Genomic DNA, 26,319 nt, shown 5'->3' on the forward strand with positions numbered 1-26,319 from the left:
CAGGAAAAACACTGCCGAACATATATATGTACCGCGCACGCTGACAAAAAGTTGCCTGTTGTTTGTGCGGTTTAATTGTGTGTGAATGGTATGGTTGAAGAGGGTTGTAACTTCCGTCCGTGGAAGTTAGCAATTATTGCGAGTGTGTATTAGTTGTGGCTGTTGTTCAGAAACTTGCTGAGAAATTGTTTCGTTCGCTCTTCTTTCGGGTTGGCAAACAGCGCCTTGGCTTCACCTTGCTCGACGATCACACCCTTGTCGAAAAACACCACGCGATTGGCCACATCCCGGGCAAAACCCATTTCGTGAGTGACGATCACCATGGTGCGCTTTTCTTCGGCCAGGCCGCGAATGGTCGCAAGAACTTCGCCTACCAATTCCGGATCAAGCGCCGAGGTCGGTTCATCGAACAGGATCACTTCCGGTTCCATCGCCAGCGCCCGGGCAATTGCCACGCGCTGTTGCTGGCCACCGGAGAGGCGTCGCGGGTAAGCGTCCTCCTTGCCCGCCAGGCCAACCTTGGCCAACAGTTTTTTGCCCAGGGTCACGGCCTCGTCTTGCCCGATCTTCTTCACGATGATCGGGCCTTCAATGACATTTTCCAGCGCAGTGCGATGGGGGAACAGGTTGAAGTTCTGGAACACGAAGCCCACGTGCTGGCGCAAGCGTCGCACCAGGCCCTGTTGCTGGTTCAGGGGGCGGCTGCCATCGATCTCGATGTCACCGACCTTGATCCGGCCGCTGGTGGGCTCCTCCAGAAAATTCAGGCAGCGCAGGAAGGTGGTCTTGCCGGAACCACTGGGGCCGATAATCGCCACCACCTCGCCTTCCTTGACCTCTAGATCGATGCCGTTGAGCACGACTTGACCCTTGAACTGCTTTGTCAGTTTTTCCACGACAATCATCGGGTCAGGACTCCTGGTCATGCCGGTTGACCCGCGCTTCCAACTGATTCTGCAGGTGCGACAGCACCGTAGCCAGAACCCAGTAGATCAGTGCGGCGGCAAGATACATGGTGAAAATTTCGAAGGTGCGGGCGGTGATCAATTGCGCCTGGCGGAACAGCTCCGGTACCTGGATGGTAGCGGCCAGCGCGGTGTCCTTGACCAGCGAAATGAAGCTGTTGCCCAGCGGCGGCAGCGCCGTGCGCATCGCTTGTGGCAGGATGGCCCGACGCAGGGTCTGGGCACGGGTCATGCCGATGCTCGCAGCAGCTTCCCACTGGCCACGCTCGATCGAGCTGATCGCGGCGCGAAGGATTTCACAGGCGTAAGCGGCCATGTTCAGCGAAAAGCCGATCAGGGCTGCTGGCAGCGGATCAAGTTCCACTCCCAATTGCGGCAAGCCGTAATAGATCACGAACAGTTGCACCAGCAACGGCGTGCCGCGAAAGAACGACACGTAGATGCGGGCGATCCAGCTCACCAGTTTGAAGCGCGACAGGCGCATCAACGCGAGGCCGAAGCCCATCAGCAGGCCGAAGAACATCCCTCCCAGGCTCAAGATCACTGTGTAATACGCGCCCTTGAGCAGAAAGGGCGCGGAGTCCAGCGCAAGTTGAAAAGCTGCTTCCATTATTGAGTGACGTCTGCGTTAAAGTATTTTTCCGAGAGCTTTTTCAGGGTGCCGTCGGCACGCAGCTTGTCGATTGCCTTGTTCACTGCGGCCAGCAGTTCAGGCTCGCCTTTGCGCAGGGCGATGCCGGCTTCCTGACGGGAGAACGCATCACCGGCGGCGGTGGTGTCCTTGGCCTTCTTGGCGTATTCCAGCGCCGCGAGGCGGTCGATCAGAATGGCGTCGATACGACCGACACGCAGGTCCTGGAACTTGGTCGGATCATCTTCGTAGGTGCGGATGTCAGCGGTCGGCACATTGGCTTTCACCCACTCTTCGTAGTTGGTGCCCAGGCCTACGCCGACTTTTTTGCCAGACAGGTCAGCGGCGGACTTGATGTTCAGCTCGGCGGCCTTCTTCGTCAGCACCAGCGCCTGAATACCGGAAACGGTGTACGGCTCGGAGAAGTCGTACTTCTTCTTGCGTTCTTCAGATATGGTCACCTGGTTGATCACCGCGTCCAGACGCTTGGATTCCAGTGCCGCGAGAATGCCGTCCCATTTGGTTGGCTGCAGTTTCACCTTCACGCCCAGCTCTTTGGCCAGGGCTTCGGAGAACTCGACTTCGAAGCCGGCCAGCTTGCCGTCGGCGTCGACGAAACTGAACGGTGGGTAGGTGCCTTCCAGGCCGACGTTGATCACGCCAGCGTCTTTGATTTTTTGCAATTGCTCACCGGCAACTGCCTGGCCAATCAGGCCGGCGCTCAGAGCCAGGCCCAGCGTACCCACCAGCAGATTGCGACGTAGTGCGGAAAAATTCATGACAAGCCCCTGTGTTTTCTTATGGAAGACGCTTAAGGAAAGTTGGCAAATTTCGACTGCGACATCGTGCCTTAAAGGAACGTTAGCGTCTCTCGACAAATTCGCCTGCGGTGTGACTATATGACGGCACCGTTAGATTGGAAAATGGTAAATATGATTTTTTATATTCCATAAATGAATATTGGTGAGGCATGGGAGAGATCGCAGCCTCCGGCAGCTCCTACACAAGGATCGGCGTACTCTGTAGGAGCTGCCGCAGGCTGCGATCTTGCGCTTACATAAAATCCTTGTAGGCAAACAACGCCGGTGCCCCACCGGTGTGCAGGAAGATAATCGGGCCCTCATTGAAACGCTGGCGACCAATTCCATCCAGTAATCCCGCCATGGCCTTGCCAGTGTAGACCGGGTCGAGCAACAGGCCTTCCTGACTGGCCATGAGCTTCACCGCCGCCAGTGTGCCGGCATTCGGCTCACCGTAACGGGGGCCGAAATATTCGTCCCAGAGCTCAACCTTGAAAGCTGCCGGCAGGGCTACACCCAGCAGCTCTGCGGTACGTTCGGCAAGGCCTTGAACCTTGGGTCGCTGATCCTCTTCACTGCGAGAAACCGTCACACCGATCACCGGCAGGTCCGGCAGCGCTTCGCTCAGGGCCAGTGCCAGACCGCTGTGGGTTCCGGCGCTGCCAGAGGCCAGGACCACGGCGGCGAAGTTCAGGCCGGTGTTCTTGATCTGCTCGGCCAGTTCCAGCCCGGCGCGCACGTAACCCAAGGCACCGAGTGCGTTCGAGCCACCGATCGGCACCAGATAAGGCTTCTTGCCGTTGTTGCGCAAGCGGGCAGCCAGGGCATGCAATTGTTCGTCGGCGTTGTCGAGATTTTCCACCAGTTCGACCTTCGCATCGAACAGGTCCAACAACAGCCGGTTGCCGTTGCCGGTGTAATTGCTGTCGTCAGTACCCAACGGGTTTTCCAATAGCGCCACACAGCTCAGACCCAGCTTGGCCGCAATCGCGGCAGTCTGGCGTACATGGTTTGATTGCAGCGCGCCGGCGGTGATCAGCGTATCGGCGCCTTGGGCCAGAGCGTCGGCGGCAAGATATTCGAGTTTGCGCAGCTTGTTGCCACCCATGGCCAACGGCGTCAGATCATCGCGTTTGACATACAGGTCCCGGCCAAGCCAGGTCGACAGGCGTTCGAGTTTTTCCAGGGCGGTAGGCTGACCGAGCAGGTCGAGACGGTGAAAACGGGCAAGCTGTTGTTTAATCATGGGTCCGTACTGGCGGTGGAAGATGTCAGGACTATAGGCACGCCCCTATCTCGGGGCAACCGCCAATCGCTTATAGCCAATCGTACTGAACACAGCACAATTGGTTCTTAATTTGCTCGACAGCCCTTGCCGTAAAGTAAGCGCCGACAGCGTGGCCAGACAGTCCGGCCGCCCTAAAGGAGTTTTTACCGTGAGTGAGCGTTCCAGCCATTGGCAATTGCAGACCATCGTCAGCCAACTGCGCACCGCACGTGAACAGTGGCGTGCGCAAAACGGCCGGGCCAGCGGTGAGCAGGGTGGTCGCGAGCTGCCTTCCCGAGCGGCCATGGCGGAAATTCTCGAAGCCTTGTGCGGTGCGTTGTTCCCGATGCGTCTGGGGCCGGTGGACCTGCGTGAGGAGAGTGAAGATTTCTACGTCGGCCACACCCTTGATGTGGCGTTGAATGCCTTGCTTGCCCAAGCACGGCTCGAGTTGCGCTATGCAGCGCGGCACAGCGCCGAGGTCGAGACTGAAGTCGAGGCCAAAACCATCCAGATCATCCAGGACTTCGCTCTCGCCCTGCCCGGGTTGCGCAGCCTGTTGGACACCGACGTGTTGGCGGCCTATCACGGTGACCCGGCGGCGCGCAGCGTTGATGAAGTGCTGTTGTGCTACCCGGGGATTCTGGCGGTGATTCACCATCGTCTGGCTCATCATTTATATCGGGCCGGGTTGCCGTTACTGGCGCGGATCAGTGCGGAAATCGCGCACTCGGCAACCGGCATCGATATTCACCCCGGCGCGCAGATCGGCCGCAGCTTCTTCATCGACCACGGTACCGGCGTGGTGATCGGCGAGACGGCAATCATTGGCGAGCGCGTGCGGATTTATCAGGCGGTCACTCTGGGCGCCAAGCGTTTTCCGGCAGATGAAGACGGTCAGTTGCAGAAGGGCCAGCCTCGCCATCCGATTGTCGAGGATGATGTGGTGATCTATGCCGGGGCGACGATTCTGGGGCGGATCACCATTGGCAAGGGCTCGACCATCGGCGGTAACGTCTGGCTGACCCGCAGCGTGCCGGCGGGCAGCAACCTGACTCAGGCAAACCTGCAGCATGACGATGGGGCGCAGAAATAAGCCCCGATTTCTTTTCAACGGCCCCGGCGCATCTCGACATGGTCCACGCCGGGGGCTGCGCGGGTCAGGGCTTCGGCGCCAGACTCGCCTCGCCACTCAGCCACTTCTGCGACAGGGCCTGCAGTCGCCCGTCGTCCTTGATGCGCTGTAGCGCATGTTCCAGGCTGGCATGGAAAGCCGGATTGCCTTTCTGGAATGGAATCACCAGGTCCACCGGCAGCCCGACCTTGGGTTTTTCTTCGGTCAGTGCCTGCACCAATACCAGCGGCCGTGGTTGTTCGTCCTTATTCGCCAACATTTGCTCATTGACCTGACTATAAGGTTCGCTGAAGTCGAAACGATCCTTGAGTTGTGGGGTCTGTGATATGTGATTGAGGGCGACGTCGTACTTGCCACTTTCGACCCCGGTCAACAGGTCGCTGCCGTCGGTGACGACAAAGTCAGCCCGCACATCCAGTTCGCTGGCCAGCAGTTGACCGAGCTCGACTTCGAATCCGGTGAGTTTGCCGTCTTCCTTGAAACTGAAAGGCGGGGTATCGGCTTCAACGGCAATGCGCAGTTCGCCTCGGTCGTTGACGTCGTCAATCAGTTCGGCATGAGCCAATGGGCTCAAAAGGGGTAGCAGGCAGATCAGGCCAGGCAGAAATCGCATGGTCACTCCTTTGAAATTATTATCGAGACCCATTGATTCAGGCTCGCTTTGCTATGGTTGTCGAGTGCCTTCGACAACAAATGGTCATTAAGTTGTGATGACCACACGGATTTTACGGAAAAAAACTGGAGAAGATAATGAAAAGCTTTATGTCACGTTCGGCCATGGCTGGCCTGCTGATGGGTGTTTCGGTATTGGCCAGTGCGGCGACCCAGGCCCCCGAGGGGGCTGAAGTGTCCATCGTTGCGCCTGCGGACGGTGCGACGGTACCGCAGACTGTCGTCGTCAAATTCGCCGTAAAGGACATTGCGCTGGCACCAGCGGGTGATCCCACCAAGAACACCGGCCACCATCACTTGCTGATCGATGTCGACGAATTGCCTGCGGCCGGTCAGCCGATTCCGAACGATGCCAATCATTTGCACTTCGGCAAGGCGCAGACCCAGGCTGAAATCACGCTGACGCCGGGCAAGCACACCTTGCAACTGGAACTGGGCGACCGCAACCATCTGCCGTTCGATCCGCCGATCGTCTCTGAAAAAATCACTGTAAACGTTAAATGACGTTGCAGCGCACATGAAAAAGGGAGCCAGAAGGCTCCCTTTTTTATCGCTCAAATCGCAATCAGAACAACACCCGGCTACGGATGGTACCGTTGACGTGTTGCAGCTTCTCTTGCGCCAGCTCCGAATACTCGGCGTCTACGTCGATGACCACGTAGCCGACTTTCTCGTTGGTCTGCAGGAACTGACCGGAGATGTTGATGCCGTTTTCGGCGAAGACCTTGTTGATCTCGCTCATCACACCCGGGATGTTTTCGTGGATGTGCAACAGGCGGTGCTTGCCAGGGTGAGCCGGCAGTGCCACTTCCGGGAAGTTCACCGACGACACCGAGGTACCGTTGTCGCTGTACTTGACCAGTTTTTCCGCCACTTCCAGACCGATGTTGGCCTGGGCTTCAGCGGTGGAGCCGCCGATGTGCGGGGTCAGGATCACGTTGTCCAGGCCACGCAGCGGGCTTTCGAACTCTTCGTCGTTGGAGCGTGGCTCCACCGGGAATACGTCGATGGCGGCGCCGATCAGGTGTTTGTCCTTGATCGCTGCTGCCAGGTGGTCCAGCTCGACCACGGTGCCGCGCGCGGCGTTGATCAGGATGCCGCCTTTCTTGATGGCGCGGATTTCCTTCTCGCCGATCATCCACTGGGTCGCAGCGGTTTCCGGAACGTGCAGGGTCACGATGTCGGACATGCCCAACAGCTCGTGCAGGTTGCCGACCTGGGTGGCGTTACCCAGTGGCAGCTTGGTCACGGTGTCGTAGAAGTACACCTGCATGCCCAGGCCTTCTGCCAGGACCGACAGTTGAGTACCGATCGAGCCGTAGCCGACGATACCCAGCTTCTTGCCGCGGATTTCGAAGGAGTTGGCCGCGCTCTTGATCCAGCCGCCACGGTGGCAGGAGGCGTTCTTCTCAGGGATACCGCGCAGCAACAGGATCGCTTCGGCCAGCACCAGTTCGGCAACGGAACGGGTGTTGGAGTACGGGGCGTTGAACACGGCGATACCGCGTTCGCGCGCCGCGCCCAGGTCGACCTGGTTGGTACCGATGCAGAAACAGCCGACAGCCACCAGCTTCTTCGCGTGATCGAAGATTTCTTCGGTCAGTTGAGTGCGGGAGCGAATGCCGATGAAGTGCGCATCAGCGATCTTTTCCTTGAGCTGGGCTTCCGGCAGAGAACCTGTGAGGTACTCGATGCTGGTGTAGCCCGCCGCCTTGAGGACGTCGACAGCCGATTGGTGGACGCCTTCGAGAAGAAGGAACTTGATCTTGCTCTTATCGAGAGAAGTCTTGCTCATCTGCGTAAACCTGTATCCCGGAGAAAAATGGCAGGAAGTAGCCAGCAGACGCTGACCCGGACGGCAAGAAAGCCGTCACCGCAGAACAGCCGTTGGGCACTACCCTGCGGGGTCGGTATGCTAGCATAGGCGCCCCGCTAAACACTCATTCCTGCGACGTGAAGCGTTCTCAGGATGACCATGAATTGTTCGAGAGTTCTGTCGATGACCAATCCTGCCCTGATTGATGAGCTGAAGACCCTGGTTGAGCCTGGCAAGGTGCTGACCGACGCCGACTCCCTGAATGCTTACGGCAAGGATTGGACCAAGCATTTCGCCCCGGCCCCGACGGCCATCGTGTTCCCCAAGACCACCGAGCAGGTCCAGGCCATTGTCCTGTGGGCCAATAAACACAAGGTGGCGCTGGTGCCGTCCGGTGGTCGCACCGGGCTTTCCGCCGCTGCAGTGGCAGCCAATGGCGAAGTCGTCGTCTCCTTTGATTACATGAACCAGATCCTCGACGTGAACCTCACTGATCGCACCGCCGTTTGTCAGCCAGGCGTGGTCACTGAGCATCTGCAAAACGTCGCCGAAGAAAAAGGCCTGTACTACCCGGTGGACTTCGCTTCGGCAGGTTCGAGCCAGATTGGCGGCAATATCGGCACCAATGCCGGCGGGATCAAGGTCATTCGCTATGGCATGACCCGTAACTGGGTGGCGGGCATGAAAGTGGTCACAGGCAAGGGCGATGTGCTGGAACTGAACCGCGACCTGATCAAGAACGCCACCGGTTATGACATGCGCCAGCTGTTCATCGGCGCCGAGGGCACCCTGGGCTTTGTGGTTGAAGCGACCATGCGTCTCGACCGCGCACCGAAAAACCTGACCGCCATGGTCCTCGGCACTGCCGATTTCGACTCGATCATGCCGGTGCTGCACGCTTTCCAGAGCAAGCTGGACCTGACCGCTTTCGAGTTCTTCTCCGACAAAGCCCTGGCCAAGGTCATGGGGCGTGGTGATGTGCCGGCTCCATTCGAAACCGATTGCCCGTTCTATGCCCTGTTGGAATTCGAGGCGACCACCGAAGAAGTGGCCAACCACGCCCTGGAAACCTTCGAGCACTGCGTCGAGCAGGGCTGGGTGCTGGACGGTGTGATGAGCCAGAGCGAAACCCAGTTGCAGAACCTGTGGAAGCTGCGCGAATACATCTCCGAAACCATTTCCCACTGGACGCCGTACAAGAACGACATTTCGGTCACCGTATCGAAAGTCCCGGCTTTCCTGAAGGAAATCGACGCGATCGTCGGCGAACATTACCCGGACTTCGAAATCGTCTGGTTCGGCCACATTGGCGACGGCAACCTGCACCTCAATATCCTCAAGCCGGATAACCTGAGCAAGGACGAGTTTTTTGCCAAGTGCGCGACCGTCAACAAGTGGGTGTTCGAAACCGTGGAGAAGTACAACGGTTCGATTTCCGCCGAGCACGGCGTGGGCATGACCAAACGCGATTACCTGACCTACAGCCGCTCGCCGGTTGAGATCGAGTACATGAAGGCGGTCAAAGCGGTGTTCGACCCTAACGGCATCATGAACCCGGGCAAGATCTTTGCTGTTTGATTTTCGAATGTTAAGAGCACGAATCAGGAGTCGGTAAATGAGCTATCAGCACCAGTATGTCGACGGTACGCGTATTCATTTTCCGCTGGGGAAAGTGGTGTGCATCGGGCGTAACTACGCCGAACACGCCAAGGAGCTGGACAACCCGGTTCCAACCGAGCCGCTGCTGTTTATCAAGCCCGGCAGTTGCGTGGTGCCGCTGGAAGGTGGTTTCAGCATTCCGACCGAGCGCGGTTCTGTTCACTACGAAGCCGAAATCGCCGTGTTGATAGGTAAGCCATTGTCGACCAAGCCAAGCCGTGAAGAAGTGCTGGATGCCATTTCCGGCTTCGCTCCAGCGCTGGACCTGACCTTGCGCGACAAGCAGGCCGAGCTGAAATCCAAAGGCTTGCCGTGGGAAATCGCCAAGAGCTTTGACGGTGCAGCGGTGATTGCGCCGTTTGTGTCCGGCAGTACCTTTGCTGATCTGACCGATATCGGCATCCGCCTGACCATCAATGGCGAAGTGCGCCAGGATGGTAACAGCAGCGCGATGCTCAACCCGATCGTGCCGATGATTCAGCACATGGCCGGCTGCTTCTCGCTGCAGGCCGGTGACGTGATCCTCACCGGCACGCCAGTGGGCGTTGGTCCGCTGAATGTTGGCGATGAGATCGTTCTGGAATTGCCGGGCGCCAGCTCTTTCACCAGCAGCGTCCGCTAAAAAAGCAAAAGATCGCAGCCTGCGGCAGCGCCTACAGAGATTGGTGTAGGCGCTGTCGAAGGCTGCGATCTTTTGATCTTTGTCGCCTTACAGGGCTTTCCCGCCATTTACCGTTTTTTTCACATCTGGTCTGGATAATTCCACGGCTTTCGGCGTCTGCGCCGAGCGCGATTATGTTATTACCCCTAGCCTGAATTCCTGGATGCATTGCCCGATGGCCACCCAACCTCTGTCCACGCTCAAACCTGCCCGCCGTTCGCGCTTCGCCCTGCGTTGGTATGCCTGGCTTTTTCTGCTGGTCGCCGTCGCCTATGGCGTTGCATTTGCCCTGCACTGGGATTCGCGCGGCGTACTCTGGGTAAAGGAGCAACTCAAAAGCCCCGCCGAGCGTCAGGCGAGCATCTGGTTACCTGATTACCGAGCCGTGATCGACGCCAAACCGTTACCGGGCATGGAAAAGGACGAGGCGTCTGATCTTGACTACGACCCCCAGACCAAAACCCTGTTTTCGGTCATGGGCAAGAACCCGTTCCTGGTCGAGCTGACTCTGCAGGGCGACGTGCTGCGCAAAATGCCGCTGGTGGGCTGGAGCAATCCAGAAGGCGTCGCCGTGCTGGGCAACGGTCTTTTGGCCATTGTCGATGAACGCGAGCATCAGATCACCATCGTCAAGGTCGATGCTGACACCCGCGAACTGAATATTGCCGACTTCCCGAAGTACGACCTTGGTCCTTCGAAAGACCAGAACAAGGCCTTCGAGGCCATCACCTGGGATTCGCAAAACCAGCAACTGCTGCTGGGTGAAGAGCGCCCACCGGCGCTGTTTACCTGGAAAGGCGACGGCAAGACGCTCAGTGGCGACAAGCAGAAACTGGCCAGCGATGCCCTGATCATGCGCAATCTGTCGGCCTTGGCCACTGATCCGCGGACTCGTCATACCCTGGCGCTGTCCGCCGATTCGCACTTGTTGCTGGAGTTGGATCTGGCGGGTAAGCCGGTCAGTTTCATGACCCTGCTGAGGGGCTTCAATGGCCTGGGCAAAACCATTCCCCGAGCCGAAGGCGTGACCATGGATGAGGCGGGCACGCTGTACATGATGAGTGAGCCGAACCTGTTCTATCGCTTCGAAAAGCAAAAGTAATCGATACCCCGCAGGAATCTGCGGCTGCTCCTGCGGGGAATTGCTTTAAGCTTTAATTCAGACGGTCGTGATATTTCAGTCGCCTGTTTTGAACCCGAGTCCGCCCGAATGCGTCGATTTGCCCGTCCCAAGCCGCTGATTCAGATCCTGTCGGTGATCGCGCTGATTGCTTTAATTGCAATCGGCCAATATCTGCGCCTGTTCGAGCGTGCCTGGTTCAATCTGCATGCGCTGTGGCAGCCGGTGAGCAGCCAGTCCATGGGGCTGGATAAGTATCAGGTAGTGCTGGAAGCGCAGGCGATAGCAGGTCTGGACGATGATATTTCTGCCCTGACCTACGATCCGGTGCGCCGCAGCCTGTTTACCGTCACCAACAAGAACTCCGAGCTGATCGAGCTCTCCCTCGATGGCAGAATCCTGCGCCGGGTGGCGCTGGTCGGTTTCGGCGATCCGGAAGCGATTGAGTTCATCAGCGCCGACACCTATGTAGTCACCGATGAAAGTCAGCAGCGCTTGATCAAGATTCATCTTGAACAGGGCACCACTTTCGTCGATGCCGCAGATGCCGAGCAAATGACCATTAGCGTACACCTGGGCGGCAACAAGGGGTTCGAAGGGCTGGCGTATGACTCTGAAGGCAAGCGCCTGTTTGTCGCCAAGGAGCGTGACCCGATGCTGATCTACGAGGTGCGCGGCTTCCCGCATTTCAATCCGGAAAAGTCCTACTCCGTACACGTGATCAACAATCCCAAGCGCGATGCCGGAATGTTCGTAACGGATCTTTCAAGCCTGCAATACGACGAGCGCAGCGGCCACTTGCTGGCGCTGTCTGATGAGTCGCGGCTGATTATGGAGCTGGATGTGAACGGACGACCGCTGAGCACCCTGTCACTGGGCATGGGCCGGCAGGGCCTGAAAAAGAACGTGCCCCAGGCAGAAGGGATTGCCATGGATGACGACGGTACTATTTACCTGGTCAGCGAGCCGAACCTGTTTTACGTCTTCAAGAAACCTGCACAACCCTGATACACACCAAAAACAACTGTGGGAGCGGGCTTGCTCGCGAAAGCGGACTATCAGTCGACATCTCTTTTGACTGATAGTCCGCTTTCGCGAGCAAGCCCGCTCCCACAGTTATTGTTTCGCGTTTGATTACTCGGCGCGCAGGGTTTTCACGCCTTCGCTAGTACCCAACAGCAACAGATCCGCCGGGCGTGCCGCGAACAAGCCATTGGTGACCACACCGACGATCGCGTTGATCTGGGTCTCCAGCTCCACCGGATTGGTGATCTGCATGTTGAACACGTCGAGGATGATGTTGCCGTTGTCGGTCAGCACGCCTTCGCGGTAAACCGGGTCGCCACCGAGCTTCACCAGTTCGCGGGCCACGTGGCTGCGGGCCATCGGGATCACTTCGACCGGCAGCGGGAAGGTGCCCAGTACTGGCACCAGTTTGCTGGCATCGGCGATGCAGATGAAGGTCTTGGCCACGGCCGCGACAATCTTTTCGCGGGTCAGGGCGGCGCCACCGCCCTTGATCAGGTTCAAGTGCTCGTCGCTTTCATCGGCACCGTCGACGTAGAACTCCAGGTCGCTGACAGTGTTCAGCTCATAAACCGGAATGCCGTGGCCCTTGAGGCGTGCAGCGGTGGCTTCGGAGCTGGCGACGGCGCCGTCGAACGCGCCCTTGTGTTGGGCCAGGGCATCGATGAAGCAGTTGGCGGTGGAGCCGGTGCCGACCCCGACGATGCTCTTGTCGTCGAGTTTCGGGAGGATGAAGTCGACGGCGGCCTGAGCCACTGCCTGTTTGAGTTGATCCTGGGTCATGCGGGCTCCGAGGTGCCGAAGAGGGTGAAGAAAAGCCGGCATTATAGGCCCCGGGGCGAGTAAGGTCATTGCCCGATTACCCGTTTGCTGGAATACGCACACCTTAGCGCAGAGGATGTTGCCTGTAGTGAGGGGGCTTGCCTGTGGTGAGGTGGCTTGCCTGTGGGGAGGGGACTTGCCTGTGGTGAGGTGGCTTGCCTGTGGGGAGGGGCTTGCCTGTGGGGTGGGGCTTGCCTGTGGCGAGGGGGCTTGCCCCCGTTGGAGTGCGAAGCACTCCCCTGCATTCTTCCCGACAAACCGCACAGGCAAGTTTTACGACTGCTTCGCAGCCGAACGGGGGCAAGCCCCCTCGCCACAGGCAAGCCCCACTCCACAGGCAAGCCCCTCGCCACAGGCAAGCCCCACTCCACAGGCAAGTCCCACCCCACAGAAATGCCCCACACCACAGGCAAGTCCCCACCCCACAGGTTAGTGTCCGTTCTTAAAACCACCTGTTTACTGTGGTCGCACGCCTGAAAGCCGGGTTAGACTCCGTGGTCCCGCCCAACCCGCTCAGTGATGCTTTCCGATGCTTGAACAGTACGTCAAAAAGATCCTCACCTCGCGCGTTTATGACGTTGCCGTAGAAACCCCATTGCAGCCTGCCCGCCAGCTCTCCGAGCGGCTGGGCAACAGTATTTTGCTCAAGCGCGAAGACTTGCAGCCGGTGTTCTCGTTCAAGATTCGCGGCGCCTACAACAAGCTCACCCAGTTGAGCGACGAAGAGCGCGCGCGCGGTGTGGTCACCGCATCGGCGGGCAACCACGCGCAAGGCCTGGCCCTGGCGGCCAAGGTATTGGGCGTGAAAGCGACCATCGTGATGCCAAAGACCACCCCGGAAATCAAGGTTGAAGGCGTGCGTTCCCGTGGTGGCAAAGTGGTACTGCACGGCGATTCGTTTCCCGAAGCCCTGGCATACTCGCTGAAACTGGTCGACGAAAAAGGCTACGTCTACATTCACCCCTACGACGATCCCCACACCATTGCCGGGCAGGGCACCGTGGCGATGGAGATTCTGCGCCAGCACCCGCAGCCATTGGATGCGATTTTCGTTCCAGTGGGCGGCGGCGGCCTGATCGCGGGGATCGCGGCATACGTGAAATACCTGCGCCCGGACATCAAGATCATTGGTGTCGAACCGGACGACTCCAACTGCTTGCAAGCGGCCATGGCTGCCGGCGAGCGCGTCGTGCTGCCGACCGTAGGCATTTTCGCCGACGGCGTGGCGGTGGCCCAGATCGGCCAGCATACCTTCGACATCTGCAAAGATTATGTCGATGAGGTTATCACCGTCAGTACCGACGAGATCTGCGCGGCAATCAAGGATATCTACGACGATACCCGCTCGATCACCGAACCTGCCGGCGCCTTGGGTGTGGCCGGGATCAAGAAGTACGTCGAGCAGCGCGGCGTCAGCGGCCAGACCTTCGTTGCCATCGACTCCGGTGCCAACGTCAACTTCGATCGCCTGCGCCATGTTGCCGAACGCGCGGAACTGGGCGAAGGCCGCGAAGCCATCATCGCCGTGACCATTCCGGAAAAACCGGGCAGCTTCAAGGCGTTCTGTGAGGCTATCGGCAAGCGCCAGATCACCGAATTCAATTACCGCTACAACACAGGCAGCGAAGCGCACATTTTCGTCGGCGTGCAGACGCACCCGGAAAACGACCCGCGCAGCACCCTGATCGCCAGCCTGAGCGAGCAGGGGTTCCCGGTGCTGGACCTGACCGACAACGAACTGGCCAAATTGCACATCCGCCACATGGTTGGTGGTCGTGCGGCGCACGTGGTTGATGAAGTGATTCTGCGCTTCGAATTCCCGGAGCGGCCGGGTGCACTGTTCAACTTTCTCAACAAATTGGGCGGGCGCTGGAACATCTCGATGTTCCACTATCGCAACCATGGTGCGGCGGATGGCCGGGTCGTTGCGGGCCTGCAGGTGCCTCACGAAGAGCGTCATCTGGTACCGGCGGCGCTGGAAGAAATCGGTTACCCATACTGGGATGAAAGCGACAACCCGGCCTATCAGTTGTTTCTTGGCTGAAGGGCTACGCTGACAGGCCAGGCAATAAGGAAATCTGACAATGGAAACGTTAACTGCCCTGAAAGCGGCGCACATGGTGGCAACTGTTGTATTGCTGGCTTGTGCGCTGGGACTGGGAGTCTGGGTATTGCTGGCGCGGCGCAAGGGTGACGCGACGGCGGGTAGTCGCACCTTGCAGCGGCCAAAGATGTTCATCTGGCTGCTGATGGGCCTGGCGCTGCTGAGCATGCCGTTCACCGGCTGGTGGATGGTGCATCTCGTGGGCTGGTCGCTGGGACAGACCTGGTTGCTGGCCTCCAGCGTTTTGTACAGCGTAGCGGCGTTGGCGTGGTTCTGGCTGCTGGTGCGGTTGAACAGGTTGCGCAAGGCGCCGGGTGCGGTGGGCAGGTTTACCTTTGCCTTGGCGTTGTTCAGTTTTGTCTGCTTTGTGGCGATTGCCGGGTTGATGGGAGCAAAGCCAGTGTAGGAGCGAGCCTGCTCGCGAAAAACTCAAGATCGCTGCGGGGCATCAGGTAGCCCCGCGTTATCGTTTACGACCATCGCGAGCAGGCTCGCTCCTACAGTATGGCGGTATCAGTCGCGCAGACTGATCACCGGCCAGCCACGCTGCTGGGCCTCGGCCCGCAGATTCGGATCAGGATCGACCGCCACCGGATTCGCCACCTGCTCCAGCAACGGCAAGTCATTCATCGAGTCGCTGTAGAAATAGCTGTCTTGCAGCGAATACCCGGTCTCTTCCAGCCAGCGATTCAGCCTTGTCACCTTGCCTTCACGGAAGCACGGCACGTCGGTGCTGCGCCCGGTGTAGCGGCCGTCGACCATTTCGCATTCGGTGGCGATCAGGGTTTCGACACCCAGGCGCTCGGCAATCGGTCCGGTAACGAAGCGGTTGGTCGCCGTGATGATCACCAGCTTGTCGCCGGCGTCGCGGTGCCTGGCCAGCAGTTCGAGGGCCTTGGGCAGCATGATCGGCTCGATGCAGTCGCGCATGTAATCGCTGTGCCACAAATCCAGGGTAGCCATCTCGGTGCGGCCCAGAACTTCCAGGCAGAAGTTCAGGTACGCGGCGTTATCCAGTTTGCCGGCCAGGTAATCCTGGTAGAACTCATCGTTGCGCGTCTTGTACGCGACAGGGTCGAGAAAGCCGCGCTCGCAAAGGTAATCGCCCCAGGCGTGATCGCTGTCACCGCCCAGAAGGGTGTTGTCCAAATCGAATAAAGCCAGGCGCATTGCAGTTACCCGCTGAAAAGTCAGTAAAAAGGCCACAAGAATACGGTCTTTTGACAAGAGTGCACATAACACAGGAACCTTCGTTGCCGCCTTCACAACCTTTGTGGAACAATGCGGCGACATGCGTTTGCGAGGTTGTTGCCGTGATCGACCCCGATGGTTTTCGCCCTAATGTCGGGATCATTCTGACGAATGACGCCGGCCAGGTGCTATGGGCTCGCCGTATCAATCAAGATGCCTGGCAGTTTCCACAGGGAGGAATCAACCCCGAAGAGACGCCGGAAGACGCCTTGTACCGCGAGTTGAACGAAGAAGTGGGCCTGGAGCGCGAAGATGTTGAAATTCTCGCCTGCACCCGGGGCTGGTTGCGCTATCGTTTGCCGCAACGTCTGGTACGCACGCACAGCCAACCGCTGTGCATCGGCCAGAAACAGAAATGGTTTCTCCTGCGCCTGATCTCCAACGAGCAGCGGGTGCGGATGGATTTGACCGGTAAACCGGAATTCGATGGCTGGCGCTGGGTCAGCTATTGGTATCCGTTGGGCCAGGTGGTGACATTCAAGCGCGAGGTGTATCGACGCGCTCTCAAAGAGCTTGCCCCGCGCCTTTTAACGCGCGACTGACGACGGAGTTCGACCCCGAGCCATGCTCAATACGCTGCGCAAGATCGTCCAGGAAGTTAACTCCGCCAAGGATCTCAAGGCGGCGTTGGGGATTATTGTGTTACGCGTCAAAGAGGCCATGGGCAGCCAGGTCTGCTCGGTCTATCTGCTTGACCCGGAGACCAACCGTTTCGTGCTGATGGCCACCGAGGGCTTGAACAAGCGCTCGATCGGCAAGGTCAGCATGGCGCCCAATGAAGGTCTGGTCGGCCTGGTCGGCACGCGTGAAGAGCCCCTGAACCTCGAAAACGCCGCGGATCACCCGCGCTATCGCTACTTCGCCGAAACCGGTGAAGAGCGTTACGCTTCGTTCCTCGGCGCGCCGATCATCCATCACCGCCGCGTCGTCGGCGTGTTGGTCATCCAGCAAAAGGAGCGCCGCCAGTTCGATGAGGGTGAAGAAGCCTTCCTCGTGACCATGAGCGCGCAGCTCGCCGGGGTAATCGCCCATGCCGAGGCCACCGGTTCGATCCGTGGCCTGGGTCGCCAGGGCAAGGGCATCCAGGAAGCCAAGTTTGTCGGCGTTCCGGGGTCGCCGGGTGCGGCGGTCGGTACCGCGGTGGTCATGCTGCCACCGGCTGACCTGGACGTGGTGCCGGACAAGACCATCACCGACATCGACGCCGAACTCGGGCTGTTCAAAACCGCCATCGAAGGCGTGCGCGCCGACATGCGCACCTTGTCCGCCAAGCTCGCCACGCAATTGCGTCCGGAAGAGCGGGCGTTGTTCGATGTCTACCTGATGATGCTCGACGACGCCGCGCTGGGCAGCGAAGTAACCACCGTGATCAAGACCGGTCAGTGGGCCCAGGGTGCGCTGCGCCAGGTGGTCACCGATCACGTCAACCGTTTCGAATTGATGGACGACGCCTACCTGCGCGAACGCGCTTCGGACGTCAAGGACCTCGGCCGGCGCTTGCTGGCTTATTTGCAGGAAGAGCGCCAGCAAACCCTGGTCTACCCCGACAACACCATCCTGATCAGTGAAGAACTGACGCCGGCAATGCTCGGCGAGGTGCCGGAAGGCAAGCTGGCGGGTCTGGTTTCGGTACTCGGCTCCGGCAACTCCCACGTGGCGATCCTGGCGCGAGCCATGGGCATCCCGACGGTGATGGGTCTGGTCGACCTGCCGTATTCCAAGGTCGACGGCATCCAGATGATCGTCGATGGCTACCACGGCGAGGTCTACACCAACCCGAGTGACGTGCTGCGCAAGCAGTTCGCCGAAGTGGTCGAGGAAGAGAAACAACTGGCCCTCGGGCTCGATGCGCTGCGCGATCTGCCGTGTATCACCGTCGACGGCCACCGCATGCCGCTGTGGGTCAACACGGGCCTGCTGGCAGATGTGGCGCGGGCGCAGAAGCGCGGTGCCGAAGGCGTCGGGCTGTACCGCACCGAAGTGCCGTTCATGATCAACCAGCGCTTCCCGAGCGAAAAGGAACAGCTGGCGATCTACCGCGAGCAGCTCGCCGCTTTCCACCCGCAACCGGTGACCATGCGCACCCTGGACATCGGCGGCGACAAATCACTGTCGTACTTCCCGATCAAGGAAGACAACCCGTTCCTCGGCTGGCGCGGCATTCGTGTCACCCTCGACCACCCGGAAATCTTCCTGGTGCAGACCCGTGCCATGCTCAAGGCCAGCGAAGGCTTGAACAACCTGCGCATCCTGCTGCCGATGATCTCCGGCACCCATGAACTGGAAGAAGCCCTGCACTTGATCCACCGCGCTTGGGGTGAAGTGCGTGACGAAGGCTGCGACGTGCCGATGCCGCCGATTGGCGTGATGATCGAGATCCCGGCGGCGGTTTATCAGACCAAGGAACTGGCGCGGCAGGTGGACTTCCTCTCGGTGGGCTCCAACGACCTGACCCAGTACCTGCTGGCTGTGGACCGTAACAACCCGCGGGTCGCCGACCTCTACGATTACCTGCACCCGGCGGTGCTGCAGGCGTTGCAGAACGTGGTTCGCGATGCCCATGCCGAAGGCAAGCCGGTGAGTATTTGCGGTGAGATGGCCGGTGACCCGGCGGCGGCAGTGTTGTTGATGGCGATGGGCTTCGACAGCCTGTCGATGAACGCCACCAACTTGCCGAAGGTGAAGTGGATGCTGCGTCAGATCAACCTGAGCAAGGCCAAGGAGTTGCTGGCCGAGCTGATGACCATCGACAACCCGCAAGTTATCCACAGCTCGCTGCAACTGGCGCTGAAGAACCTCGGGCTGGCGCGGATGATCAATCCGGCGGCAATCAAGCCCCTCTAAGCCTGCACTGGCCCCTTCGCGAGCAAGCCCGCTCCCACATAGGATTTGTGACCGCCGCAAATCCCCTGTGGGAGCGGGCTTGCTCGCGAAGAGGGCCGGAAGGACAGCGCAAAACTAAATCCTTATTTCCACCTCCCCCAAATGCCCGCCATACGGCCCGAAACTCCTTTCGACCAGATGCCGCGACCCGTCCGCCTGCACAATCAGTGCAGTACTCGCCCGCGTCCCATAACTTTGGCTGGCAATGAATACACTCGACAGCAGCGTCTCGGTAGCCAATCCCACGCCGGTATCCGGCAGGTCGGCGAACGGCGCCGTCTGTGGATCGCCCAGTAACGCCAGCAACGCCTGGGGGTGCGGAGCATCCAGCACCTCCCTCAGCGCAGCCTTGGCCTTGAGCAGTTTTGGCCATGGAGTATCCAGCCCGGCATTCGACACCCCATAAATCCCAGGCTGCAGCATCACCGCCTCAGAATCCCGGGCATTGAAGTGCCAAAGCTCATTGCGATTGCCAATCAGCAGATTGAACCCGGCATATTCCAGCGAACGCCGGACAACATCGCCCAAATAGTCATCAATCGAGCTGCTGCCGCTGAGAAAACCTGCCACCAGTTCACCCCGCGACTTGCGCGCGGGTGGTTGGTGAGGATCGCGGATGTTGGTCAACGCGGCGAAGCGCCCGTTGGCGCCGACGCCAAGCCAGGTGCCACCGGCTTCAAGGTCGCGCCCTGCATGGACATGGGGCGCATCGGCCCACGACGCCAGCGGCAGGCTGGGGCGGGCGTAGAATTCATCGCGATTGGCGGCAACGACCAGCGGCTGGGCATGACCCGGTCGCCAGGCAAAAACAATCAGGCACATAAGGCAGTCCTTGGGTGTTTTTTGCCCACTCTACGCAGACATCGTCCGCTCTTCCATCGCCTCCAGTGGAGCTTGAGGCTATGCATCCGTTACCATGCCGCTCTTATTCGGGGAGGCGGCCATGGAATTTCTGCTCTATCTGGCGCTCGGCGCAGGTGCAGGCGTGCTGGCGGGGCTGTTTGGCGTGGGTGGCGGGATCATCATCGTCCCGGTGCTGGTGTTCAGTTTTACCTTGCAGGGTTTCGATCAGTCGATCCTGACTCACCTGGCGGTCGGTACATCCCTGGCAACCATTATCTTTACCTCGATCAACGCGGTGCGTGAGCATCATCGACGTGGCGCCGTGCGTTGGCCGATCTTCGTGTGGATGACCGTTGGCATTCTGATAGGCGCCGGTTTTGGTGCGTTGACCGCCGAGGCGATCTCCGGACCGAACCTGCAAAAAATCATTGGTGTGTTTGCCCTTGTTATCGCCGCGCAGCTGGCGCTGGACGTCAAACCCAAGGCCAGTCGAACCGTACCGGGCAAACTTGGCCTGACCCTGGCCGGCAGTGTGATTGGCTGGGCTTCGGCAATTTTCGGGATCGGCGGCGGTTCGCTGACCGTGCCATTCCTGACCTGGCGCAGTGTGCCGATGCAGCAGGCGGTGGCCACTTCATCCGCCTGCGGGCTGCCGATCGCTTTGGCCAGTGCATTAAGTTTCATGATTCTTGGCTGGCACGATCCGTTGCTGCCGGCCCATAGTCTCGGTTTCATCTATTTGCCGGCGTTGCTGGGCATTGCCCTGACCAGCATGGTTTTCGCCCGGTTCGGTGCACGATTGGCCCACAGGCTGTCACCGAAGTTGCTGAAAAGACTGTTTGCCGCTTTGCTGTTCTGCGTCGGCCTGAACTTCTTGCTCTGACGAATGCGCAATCCTGGCTTAATCCTGAGGTGGCAGCGTCGCCCGGGAATTTTTAGATTTGAACTCTAACGAGGAGTCGCAATGCTGCCTTACCCGCAGATCGACCCGGTGGCCTTGGCCATCGGTCCGCTGAAAATCCACTGGTACGGTCTGATGTACCTGATCGGCATCGGCGGCGCCTGGCTGTTGGCGTCCCGCCGCTTGAACCGTTTCGACCCGACCTGGACCAAGGAGAAACTCTCCGACATGGTGTTCTGGATGTCGATGGGGGTCATCGTCGGCGGCCGCCTCGGTTACGTGCTGTTCTACGATCTGAGCGCCTACCTGGCCAATCCGATGCTGATTTTCGAAGTGTGGAAGGGCGGCATGTCGTTCCACGGCGGTTTCATCGGCGTGATGCTCGCAGCATTGTGGTTCGGTAAAAAGAACAACAAGTCGTTTTTCCAGCTGATGGACTTCGTCGCGCCGATGGTGCCGATCGGGCTGGGTGCAGGACGTATCGGTAACTTCATTAACGCCGAGTTGTGGGGCAAGGCGACGGACGTGCCCTGGGCGATGGTCTTCCCGCCGTTCAGCGATCCGGCGCAGTTGCCGCGTCATCCGTCGCAGTTGTATCAGTTCGCCCTGGAAGGCGTGGCATTGTTCCTGATTCTGTGGCTGTTCTCGCGCAAGCCGCGGCCAACCATGGCGGTATCCGGGATGTTCGCGCTGTTCTACGGCATCTTCCGTTTCATCGTCGAATTTGTCCGCGTACCGGACGCGCAACTGGGCTATCTGGCCTGGAACTGGCTGACCATGGGGCAGGTGCTGTGCGTGCCGATGATCGTCGGTGGTCTGTTCCTGATCTGGCTGGCGTACCACCGCGCTCCGGCAACTCCAGCGCCAGCCGTATAAATTCGAAGCCCGGGTCACCACCCGGGATTCAAGGACACAGGTAACTCATGAAGCAATATCTCGAACTGGTCGCCCACGTCATCAACAATGGCACCAAGCAGGCCAACCGCACCGGTGTGAACACCATCAGCTTTCCCGGCGCGATGCTGCGTTATGACCTGCAGGAAGGCTTTCCGGCGATTACCACGCGCAAAATGGCGTTCAAATCCGCCATCGGCGAGATGTGCGGATTCCTGCGTGGCGTGAACAACGCTGCCGAATTCCGCGCCCTGGGCTGCAAGGTATGGGACCAGAACGCCAACGAAAACGCGCAGTGGCTGGCCAACCCGTTCCGTCAGGGCGCCGACGACCTCGGTGAGATCTACGGCGTGCAATGGCGCAAATGGCCGGCGTACAAGCAGATTCCGCTCAGCAACCAGGCGGCTATCGAGCAGACCCTGCAGCAAGGCTACCGTCAGATTGCCGAAGGCGAGGAAGATGGTCAGGCCTACGTGGTGTTGTATAAAGCCATCGACCAGGTGCGCCAGTGCGTCGACACCATCATCAAGGACCCGGGCAGCCGGCGTATTCTGTTCCACGGCTGGAACTGCGCCCAACTCGATGAAATGGCCCTGCCGCCGTGCCACCTGCTGTACCAGTTCCACCCGAACGTAGAAACGAAGGAAATTTCCCTGACCCTCTACATTCGCTCCAATGACCTGGGCCTGGGCACGCCGTTCAACCTGACTGAAGGCGCCGCGCTGCTGAGCCTGATCGGCCGCCTGACCGGCTATACACCGCGCTGGTTCACCTACTTCATCGGTGATGCCCACGTTTATGAGAATCACCTGGACATGCTTAACGAACAGCTCAAGCGCGAGCCGTTCCCGATGCCGAAGCTGGTGATTTCCGAGCGTGTGCCGGAGTTTGCCAAGACTGGGGTGTACCAGCCGGAGTGGTTGGAACTGATCGAACCGGGTGACTTCTCGCTCGAGGGTTACCAGCACCACGCGCCAATGACCGCGCCGATGGCGGTCTAAAGGCCTGCCATTGAACCAATGTGGGAGCGGGCTTGCTCGCGAAGAGGCCGTGTCAGTCGATAGAGATGTTGACTGACCGACCGCTTTCGCGAGCAAGCCCGCTCCCACATTTGGTTTTGCGCGGTTTTTAGTGGCCGTGACTGCGACCGACATGGGAATGCTCCACCTCGGTTGCCACAACCGCGCCACTCACTTCCAGCTGCTGCAAAATCCCGCACTGATCGATATTCGGCCCTTCGCTGCAGCGTTGGCGCAGGTCGAGCAGTTGTGTCTGCAAGGCCAGCAAGCCGTCGATTCGAGCTTTCACATGGTGAATATGCTCGTCGATCAGCGCATTGACGCTCTCGCACTGATCCTGCGGGCTGTCGCGAAAGGCCAGCAGGCTGCGGATTTCTTCCAGGGTCATATCGAGGGTGCGGCAATTGCGGATGAAGGTCAGGCGCTCGGCGTGGGCCTGGGTATAAACCCGATAATTGCCATCGCTACGGGCAGGCAGTGGCAACAGGCCTTCGCGCTCGTAATAGCGGATGGTTTCCACGGCACAATCGGTGAGTTTTGCCAGCTCTCCAATCTTCATCCTGACAATCTCCAAATAGGTGCTTGACCCTATAGTGGCTACAGGGTCTTAACTAGGCAACAGGCACTCTTATGGACACGACCAATGAGCGATTCCCTGCACTCCCACAAATCCGGGGCTGATCACGATAACAGCCACAAGCTGCAAGCAGTGCAAACGCACGACCATGGCGGTCACGGCGACTCCTGCTGTTCATCCAAAATGACGGCGCCTGCTCTGGTCAAATTGAGCGAGACGCCAACGGTTGGGGCTCGACTGAGTAGTTTTCGCATTGAGGCGATGGACTGCCCAACGGAACAGACGCTGATTCAGGCCAAGCTAAGCAAACTGACCGGCGTGCAGCAGTTGGAGTTCAATCTGATCAATCGGGTGCTTGGGGTGACCCACGATTTGCCCGGCACCGAACCCATCGTCGAGGCGATCAAGTCCCTCGGCATGCACGCAGAACCATTGGAAGAGGGTGTTGAAACACTCGCGCCGACACCGGGTAAAAAGCCGTGGTGGCCATTGGCGGTGTCCGGTGTCGGCGCATTGCTGGCCGAAGTCATTCATTTCACATCCGCCGCGCCAGACTGGGTAGTAGCGATCGTCGCGCTGGTTTCGATTCTCAGTGGCGGCCTTGGCACCTACAAAAAGGGCTGGATCGCGCTAAAAAACCTTAACCTGAATATCAATGCGCTGATGAGTATCGCCGTAACCGGCGCGATCCTGATTGGCCAGTGGCCGGAAGCGGCGATGGTCATGTTTCTGTTCACGGTGGCCGAGTTGATCGAGGCCAAATCCCTGGACCGTGCGCGCAATGCCATCAGTGGGCTGATGCAGATGACCCCGGAGCAGGCAACGGTGCTGCAGGCCGATGGCAGCTGGGTGGCCCGCGATGTAAAGACCATTGAGCTTGGGGCGCGGGTGCGGGTTCGTCCCGGCGAGCGCATCGGCCTGGACGGCGAGGTGATCGCGGGCAACTCGACGATTGATCAGGCACCGATCACTGGCGAGAGCCTGCCGGTGGAGAAAACCATTGGCGACAAAGTGTTCGCCGGCACCATCAACCAGGCCGGTTCCCTGGAATATACGGTGACCGCTGCCGCCAACAATTCGACTCTGGCGCGCATCATTCATGCCGTCGAGCAGGCCCAGGGTGCCCGGGCGCCAACCCAGCGTTTCGTGGACAGCTTCTCGAAAATCTATACCCCCGCAGTGTTCATCCTGGCGCTGGCGGTTGCGGTGATCCCACCGCTGTTTATGGGCGCTCTGTGGTTCGACTGGATCTACCGGGCGCTGGTGTTGCTGGTGGTTGCTTGCCCATGTGCACTGGTGATTTCGACCCCGGTCACCATCGTCAGCGGTCTCGCAGCCGCTGCGCGCAAGGGTATTCTGGTGAAAGGCGGTGTGTACCTGGAGGGTGGTTACAAGCTCGACTACCTGGCCCTGGACAAGACCGGAACGATCACCCATGGCAAGCCGGTGCAGACCGATTACCTGTCACTCGACCCGACCGCCGACGAATTGGCCCCGGCCATTGCCGCCGCGCTGGCCGGACGTTCTGATCACCCGGTTTCGCTGGCGATCGCCAACGCGGCTGTGGATAAACAATTCACGCCGCTGATTGTGGATAACTTTGCCGCGCTGGGCGGGCGTGGCGTGCGTGGCGAGATCGATGGCCAGCTCTACCACCTGGGCAATCACCGTCTGGTGGAAGAGCTGGGGCTGTGCTCGCCGGTGCTGGAAGAAAAACTGTTCGCTCTGGAAAAACAGGGCAAGTCGGTGGTGCTGCTGCTCGACCAGTCCGGCCCGTTGGCACTGTTTGCCGTGGCCGATACGGTGAAGGAGTCCAGCCGCGAGGCGATCCGGCAATTGCATGAGCTGGGTATCAAAACTCTGATGCTCACTGGTGATAACGTCCACACCGCCCAGGCGATCGCTGCGCAAGTGGGCATTGACGAGGCCAGGGGCGACCTGTTGCCGGGCGACAAACTACAGGCAATCGAGGCCCTGTACGCCAAGGGCCATCGGGTGGGTATGGTCGGTGACGGCATCAACGATGCCCCGGCATTGGCGCGATCGGAAATCGGTTTCGCCATGGCCGCAGCGGGCACCGATACAGCGATCGAAACCGCCGATGTCGCCTTGATGGACGATGATCTGCGCAAAATCCCCGGTTTTATTCGTTTGTCGCGGCAGACCTCGAGCATCCTCAAACAAAACATTGCCTTGGCATTGATCATCAAAGCGATCTTTCTTGGGGTAACCTTCGCTGGGGTCGCTACCATGTGGATGGCGGTGTTCGCCGATATGGGCGTGAGCCTGTTGGTGGTGTTCAACGGCTTGCGCTTGCTGCGCAAATAGAAGAAGAGGGACAGGCGTGCTGAGTGCCGAGTTGAAGGCGTTTTACATGGTTGCCCGCCTGGGCAGTATTACCCAGGCGGCCAAGAAACTCGGCCTGAGCCAACCGACGGTGACGACGCAGATTCGCAATCTCGAAAGTCAGTACTCGGTTGAACTGTTCTACCGCGGGGGTCGCCGCCTCAGTGTCAGCGATGAAGGTGCCCGGCTGCTGCCGATGGTCAAGGTGCTGATGCAGCAGGAGGCCGACATTGAGTTTTTTCTGCGCAATTGCGGGCAGGTGCAGGGCACCTTGCGCATCGCGGCCACGGCGCCGTATTACATCCTCGACCTGGTGAAAACCTTTCGCGAGCGCCTGCCGCAGGTGGAAGTTTCGGTGGAAATCGGTAACTCCCAGCAGGTACTTGAAGCGTTGGAGGATTACCGTGTCGATGTCGCGGCTTCATCGCAGTTGTTGGAAGATGCGCGACTGGTTCGCCGGGTGCTTGGCAGCGACCCGCTGGTGCTGGCGGTGCATCGCAATCATCCGCTGGCGCTTCACGAGCATGTGCCGCTCAACGCGTTGGCCGGCCATACCCTGTTGATGCGCGAATCGGGCTCGACCACTCGGCGGCTGACTGAGGAGTTGCTGGCCAGCGCCGGGGTGAGTTTCGGGCCGTTGCTGGAGATCGGCAGTCGTGAATCTATCCGTGAAGCGGTGTTGCGCAACATCGGCATCAGCATCATCGCCCGCCAGGAAGTCCCCCATGATCCGCAACTGCGCGTGCTGACTATCGAAAATGCACCACAGATTCCTGAATACCTGTACTGCCTCAAGGAGCGCAAAGGCGCGCGTTTGCCGGCGGCGTTTCTTGGGTTGGCGCAGGAAATGTCCCCGGCATAGGGCGTGCTGTGACTCTGCCGACCTCTTCGCGAGCAAGCCCACAGGGGAACGCGGTCAATTGTGGG

At 59.4% G+C, this 26,319-nt stretch carries 25 protein-coding genes; 15 read left to right on the plus strand and 10 right to left on the minus strand.

The genetic code is table 11. The annotated features are described in order from the left end of the window. Window positions 1-149: 149 nt before the first annotated feature. From tcyN to KW839_RS09275, 4 genes are all read right to left on the minus strand, one after another. Window positions 150-905: an L-cystine ABC transporter ATP-binding protein TcyN gene (tcyN, locus tag KW839_RS09260; RefSeq protein WP_060543967.1), complete on the minus strand. Its 756-nt coding sequence runs from the start codon at window positions 903-905 to the stop codon at window positions 150-152. Window positions 906-909: 4 nt separating this feature from the next. Then, window positions 910-1,575: a cystine ABC transporter permease gene (gene tcyL / locus KW839_RS09265; RefSeq protein WP_060543968.1), complete on the minus strand. Its 666-nt coding sequence runs from the start codon at window positions 1,573-1,575 to the stop codon at window positions 910-912. Beyond that, window positions 1,575-2,375, minus strand: a complete 801-nt coding sequence (gene tcyJ / locus KW839_RS09270) for a cystine ABC transporter substrate-binding protein (protein ID WP_218424148.1) — start codon at window positions 2,373-2,375, stop codon at window positions 1,575-1,577. Before tcyJ ends, tcyL begins: the two co-directional genes overlap by 1 nt. 274 nt (window positions 2,376-2,649) lie before the next feature. Next, window positions 2,650-3,642 carry a D-cysteine desulfhydrase gene (locus KW839_RS09275; protein ID WP_060543970.1) on the minus strand — a complete coding sequence of 331 codons (993 nt, stop codon included), beginning with the start codon at window positions 3,640-3,642 and terminating at the stop codon, window positions 2,650-2,652. Window positions 3,643-3,832: 190 nt separating this feature from the next. Here KW839_RS09275 and epsC point away from each other — a divergent pair, with 190 nt between their 5' ends. After that, window positions 3,833-4,759, plus strand: a complete 927-nt coding sequence (gene epsC / locus KW839_RS09280) for a serine O-acetyltransferase EpsC (RefSeq protein WP_060543971.1) — start codon at window positions 3,833-3,835, stop codon at window positions 4,757-4,759. 64 nt (window positions 4,760-4,823) lie between these two features. Here the strand turns inward: epsC and KW839_RS09285 are convergent, their stop codons facing one another. After that, window positions 4,824-5,411: a transporter substrate-binding domain-containing protein gene (locus tag KW839_RS09285; protein ID WP_060543972.1), complete on the minus strand. Its 588-nt coding sequence runs from the start codon at window positions 5,409-5,411 to the stop codon at window positions 4,824-4,826. Window positions 5,412-5,548: 137 nt separating this feature from the next. Here KW839_RS09285 and KW839_RS09290 point away from each other — a divergent pair, with 137 nt between their 5' ends. Continuing rightward, window positions 5,549-5,974: a DUF4399 domain-containing protein gene (locus tag KW839_RS09290; RefSeq protein WP_060543973.1), complete on the plus strand. Its 426-nt coding sequence runs from the start codon at window positions 5,549-5,551 to the stop codon at window positions 5,972-5,974. A 61-nt stretch (window positions 5,975-6,035) separates the two neighbouring features. Here the strand turns inward: KW839_RS09290 and serA are convergent, their stop codons facing one another. Beyond that, window positions 6,036-7,265 carry a phosphoglycerate dehydrogenase gene (gene serA, locus KW839_RS09295; RefSeq protein ID WP_060543974.1) on the minus strand — a complete coding sequence of 410 codons (1,230 nt, stop codon included), beginning with the start codon at window positions 7,263-7,265 and terminating at the stop codon, window positions 6,036-6,038. A 204-nt stretch (window positions 7,266-7,469) separates the two neighbouring features. On the opposite strand from serA, the gene KW839_RS09300 reads away from it, so the two are divergent. From KW839_RS09300 to KW839_RS09315, 4 genes are all read left to right on the plus strand, one after another. Next, window positions 7,470-8,864: an FAD-binding oxidoreductase gene (locus KW839_RS09300; RefSeq protein ID WP_060543975.1), complete on the plus strand. Its 1,395-nt coding sequence runs from the start codon at window positions 7,470-7,472 to the stop codon at window positions 8,862-8,864. A gap of 37 nt (window positions 8,865-8,901) precedes the next feature. After that, on the plus strand, window positions 8,902-9,567 hold the full coding sequence (locus tag KW839_RS09305; protein WP_008026071.1) for a fumarylacetoacetate hydrolase family protein: 666 nt from the start codon (window positions 8,902-8,904) through the stop codon (window positions 9,565-9,567). A 214-nt stretch (window positions 9,568-9,781) separates the two neighbouring features. After that, window positions 9,782-10,708, plus strand: coding sequence for an SdiA-regulated domain-containing protein (locus KW839_RS09310; RefSeq protein ID WP_218424149.1), 927 nt, complete (start codon window positions 9,782-9,784; stop codon window positions 10,706-10,708). A 108-nt stretch (window positions 10,709-10,816) separates the two neighbouring features. Beyond that, a complete protein-coding gene (locus KW839_RS09315) occupies window positions 10,817-11,734 on the plus strand; it encodes an SdiA-regulated domain-containing protein (protein ID WP_218424150.1) in 918 nt (305 codons plus the stop codon). A 126-nt stretch (window positions 11,735-11,860) separates the two neighbouring features. Here KW839_RS09315 and rpiA read toward each other — a convergent pair whose 3' ends face one another. Continuing rightward, window positions 11,861-12,535: a ribose-5-phosphate isomerase RpiA gene (rpiA, locus tag KW839_RS09320; RefSeq protein ID WP_060543978.1), complete on the minus strand. Its 675-nt coding sequence runs from the start codon at window positions 12,533-12,535 to the stop codon at window positions 11,861-11,863. A gap of 568 nt (window positions 12,536-13,103) precedes the next feature. On the opposite strand from rpiA, the gene ilvA reads away from it, so the two are divergent. Together ilvA and KW839_RS09330 are read left to right on the plus strand one after the other, a co-directional pair. After that, window positions 13,104-14,618 (plus strand): threonine ammonia-lyase, biosynthetic, encoded by a 1,515-nt coding sequence (gene ilvA, locus KW839_RS09325; protein ID WP_218424151.1) that lies wholly within the window; start codon window positions 13,104-13,106, stop codon window positions 14,616-14,618. Window positions 14,619-14,658: 40 nt separating this feature from the next. Then, complete coding sequence (locus KW839_RS09330) at window positions 14,659-15,084, plus strand: DUF2269 domain-containing protein (protein ID WP_218424152.1); 426 nt, start codon at window positions 14,659-14,661, stop codon at window positions 15,082-15,084. A gap of 107 nt (window positions 15,085-15,191) precedes the next feature. Here KW839_RS09330 and KW839_RS09335 read toward each other — a convergent pair whose 3' ends face one another. After that, on the minus strand, window positions 15,192-15,848 hold the full coding sequence (locus KW839_RS09335; RefSeq protein ID WP_060543981.1) for an HAD family phosphatase: 657 nt from the start codon (window positions 15,846-15,848) through the stop codon (window positions 15,192-15,194). Window positions 15,849-15,991: 143 nt separating this feature from the next. Between KW839_RS09335 and KW839_RS09340 the strand changes: the two genes are divergently transcribed. Together KW839_RS09340 and ptsP are read left to right on the plus strand one after the other, a co-directional pair. Next, window positions 15,992-16,471 carry an RNA pyrophosphohydrolase gene (locus KW839_RS09340; RefSeq protein WP_060543982.1) on the plus strand — a complete coding sequence of 160 codons (480 nt, stop codon included), beginning with the start codon at window positions 15,992-15,994 and terminating at the stop codon, window positions 16,469-16,471. A gap of 22 nt (window positions 16,472-16,493) precedes the next feature. Further along, complete coding sequence (ptsP, locus tag KW839_RS09345; protein ID WP_060543983.1) at window positions 16,494-18,773, plus strand: phosphoenolpyruvate--protein phosphotransferase; 2,280 nt, start codon at window positions 16,494-16,496, stop codon at window positions 18,771-18,773. Window positions 18,774-18,887: 114 nt separating this feature from the next. Here the strand turns inward: ptsP and KW839_RS09350 are convergent, their stop codons facing one another. Beyond that, on the minus strand, window positions 18,888-19,634 hold the full coding sequence (locus tag KW839_RS09350) for an NRDE family protein (RefSeq protein ID WP_218424153.1): 747 nt from the start codon (window positions 19,632-19,634) through the stop codon (window positions 18,888-18,890). A 121-nt stretch (window positions 19,635-19,755) separates the two neighbouring features. Here KW839_RS09350 and KW839_RS09355 point away from each other — a divergent pair, with 121 nt between their 5' ends. From KW839_RS09355 to KW839_RS09365, 3 genes are all read left to right on the plus strand, one after another. Next, window positions 19,756-20,538, plus strand: coding sequence for a sulfite exporter TauE/SafE family protein (locus KW839_RS09355; protein WP_218424154.1), 783 nt, complete (start codon window positions 19,756-19,758; stop codon window positions 20,536-20,538). A gap of 81 nt (window positions 20,539-20,619) precedes the next feature. Continuing rightward, window positions 20,620-21,432: a prolipoprotein diacylglyceryl transferase gene (lgt, locus tag KW839_RS09360; protein WP_060543986.1), complete on the plus strand. Its 813-nt coding sequence runs from the start codon at window positions 20,620-20,622 to the stop codon at window positions 21,430-21,432. 47 nt (window positions 21,433-21,479) lie between these two features. Next, the gene (locus tag KW839_RS09365) at window positions 21,480-22,451 is read left to right on the plus strand and encodes a thymidylate synthase (RefSeq protein ID WP_060543987.1); all 972 of its coding nucleotides are present in this window, start codon (window positions 21,480-21,482) and stop codon (window positions 22,449-22,451) included. A 127-nt stretch (window positions 22,452-22,578) separates the two neighbouring features. Here KW839_RS09365 and cadR read toward each other — a convergent pair whose 3' ends face one another. Then, the gene (gene cadR, locus KW839_RS09370; protein WP_060543988.1) at window positions 22,579-23,028 is read right to left on the minus strand and encodes a Cd(II)/Pb(II)-responsive transcriptional regulator; all 450 of its coding nucleotides are present in this window, start codon (window positions 23,026-23,028) and stop codon (window positions 22,579-22,581) included. Between the two features lie 84 nt (window positions 23,029-23,112). Between cadR and KW839_RS09375 the strand changes: the two genes are divergently transcribed. Together KW839_RS09375 and KW839_RS09380 are read left to right on the plus strand one after the other, a co-directional pair. Next, window positions 23,113-25,374 carry a heavy metal translocating P-type ATPase gene (locus KW839_RS09375; RefSeq protein ID WP_060543989.1) on the plus strand — a complete coding sequence of 754 codons (2,262 nt, stop codon included), beginning with the start codon at window positions 23,113-23,115 and terminating at the stop codon, window positions 25,372-25,374. A gap of 16 nt (window positions 25,375-25,390) precedes the next feature. Then, window positions 25,391-26,254: a LysR family transcriptional regulator gene (locus tag KW839_RS09380; protein WP_060543990.1), complete on the plus strand. Its 864-nt coding sequence runs from the start codon at window positions 25,391-25,393 to the stop codon at window positions 26,252-26,254. Window positions 26,255-26,319: the final 65 nt, after the last annotated feature.

The organism is Pseudomonas sp. PDM31, from assembly GCF_019218965.1.
In the GTDB taxonomy this organism is placed as follows: Bacteria; Pseudomonadota; Gammaproteobacteria; order Pseudomonadales; family Pseudomonadaceae; genus Aquipseudomonas.

Bases quoted from the DNA above. Each gene is read 5' to 3' on its own strand.
- tcyN (WP_060543967.1), bottom strand. From the start codon at position 905: ATGATTGTCGTGGAAAAACTGACAAAGCAGTTCAAGGGTCAAGTCGTG.
- tcyL (WP_060543968.1), bottom strand. From the start codon at position 1,575: ATGGAAGCAGCTTTTCAACTTGCGCTGGACTCCGCGCCCTTTCTGCTC.
- tcyJ (WP_218424148.1), bottom strand. From the start codon at position 2,375: ATGAATTTTTCCGCACTACGTCGCAATCTGCTGGTGGGTACGCTGGGC.
- KW839_RS09275 (WP_060543970.1), bottom strand. From the start codon at position 3,642: ATGATTAAACAACAGCTTGCCCGTTTTCACCGTCTCGACCTGCTCGGT.
- KW839_RS09285 (WP_060543972.1), bottom strand. From the start codon at position 5,411: ATGCGATTTCTGCCTGGCCTGATCTGCCTGCTACCCCTTTTGAGCCCA.
- KW839_RS09290 (WP_060543973.1), top strand. From the start codon at position 5,549: ATGAAAAGCTTTATGTCACGTTCGGCCATGGCTGGCCTGCTGATGGGT.
- serA (WP_060543974.1), bottom strand. From the start codon at position 7,265: ATGAGCAAGACTTCTCTCGATAAGAGCAAGATCAAGTTCCTTCTTCTC.
- KW839_RS09300 (WP_060543975.1), top strand. From the start codon at position 7,470: ATGACCAATCCTGCCCTGATTGATGAGCTGAAGACCCTGGTTGAGCCT.
- KW839_RS09305 (WP_008026071.1), top strand. From the start codon at position 8,902: ATGAGCTATCAGCACCAGTATGTCGACGGTACGCGTATTCATTTTCCG.
- KW839_RS09310 (WP_218424149.1), top strand. From the start codon at position 9,782: ATGGCCACCCAACCTCTGTCCACGCTCAAACCTGCCCGCCGTTCGCGC.
- KW839_RS09315 (WP_218424150.1), top strand. From the start codon at position 10,817: ATGCGTCGATTTGCCCGTCCCAAGCCGCTGATTCAGATCCTGTCGGTG.
- rpiA (WP_060543978.1), bottom strand. From the start codon at position 12,535: ATGACCCAGGATCAACTCAAACAGGCAGTGGCTCAGGCCGCCGTCGAC.
- ilvA (WP_218424151.1), top strand. From the start codon at position 13,104: ATGCTTGAACAGTACGTCAAAAAGATCCTCACCTCGCGCGTTTATGAC.
- KW839_RS09330 (WP_218424152.1), top strand. From the start codon at position 14,659: ATGGAAACGTTAACTGCCCTGAAAGCGGCGCACATGGTGGCAACTGTT.
- KW839_RS09335 (WP_060543981.1), bottom strand. From the start codon at position 15,848: ATGCGCCTGGCTTTATTCGATTTGGACAACACCCTTCTGGGCGGTGAC.
- ptsP (WP_060543983.1), top strand. From the start codon at position 16,494: ATGCTCAATACGCTGCGCAAGATCGTCCAGGAAGTTAACTCCGCCAAG.
- KW839_RS09350 (WP_218424153.1), bottom strand. From the start codon at position 19,634: ATGTGCCTGATTGTTTTTGCCTGGCGACCGGGTCATGCCCAGCCGCTG.
- KW839_RS09355 (WP_218424154.1), top strand. From the start codon at position 19,756: ATGGAATTTCTGCTCTATCTGGCGCTCGGCGCAGGTGCAGGCGTGCTG.
- lgt (WP_060543986.1), top strand. From the start codon at position 20,620: ATGCTGCCTTACCCGCAGATCGACCCGGTGGCCTTGGCCATCGGTCCG.
- KW839_RS09365 (WP_060543987.1), top strand. From the start codon at position 21,480: ATGAAGCAATATCTCGAACTGGTCGCCCACGTCATCAACAATGGCACC.
- cadR (WP_060543988.1), bottom strand. From the start codon at position 23,028: ATGAAGATTGGAGAGCTGGCAAAACTCACCGATTGTGCCGTGGAAACC.
- KW839_RS09375 (WP_060543989.1), top strand. From the start codon at position 23,113: ATGAGCGATTCCCTGCACTCCCACAAATCCGGGGCTGATCACGATAAC.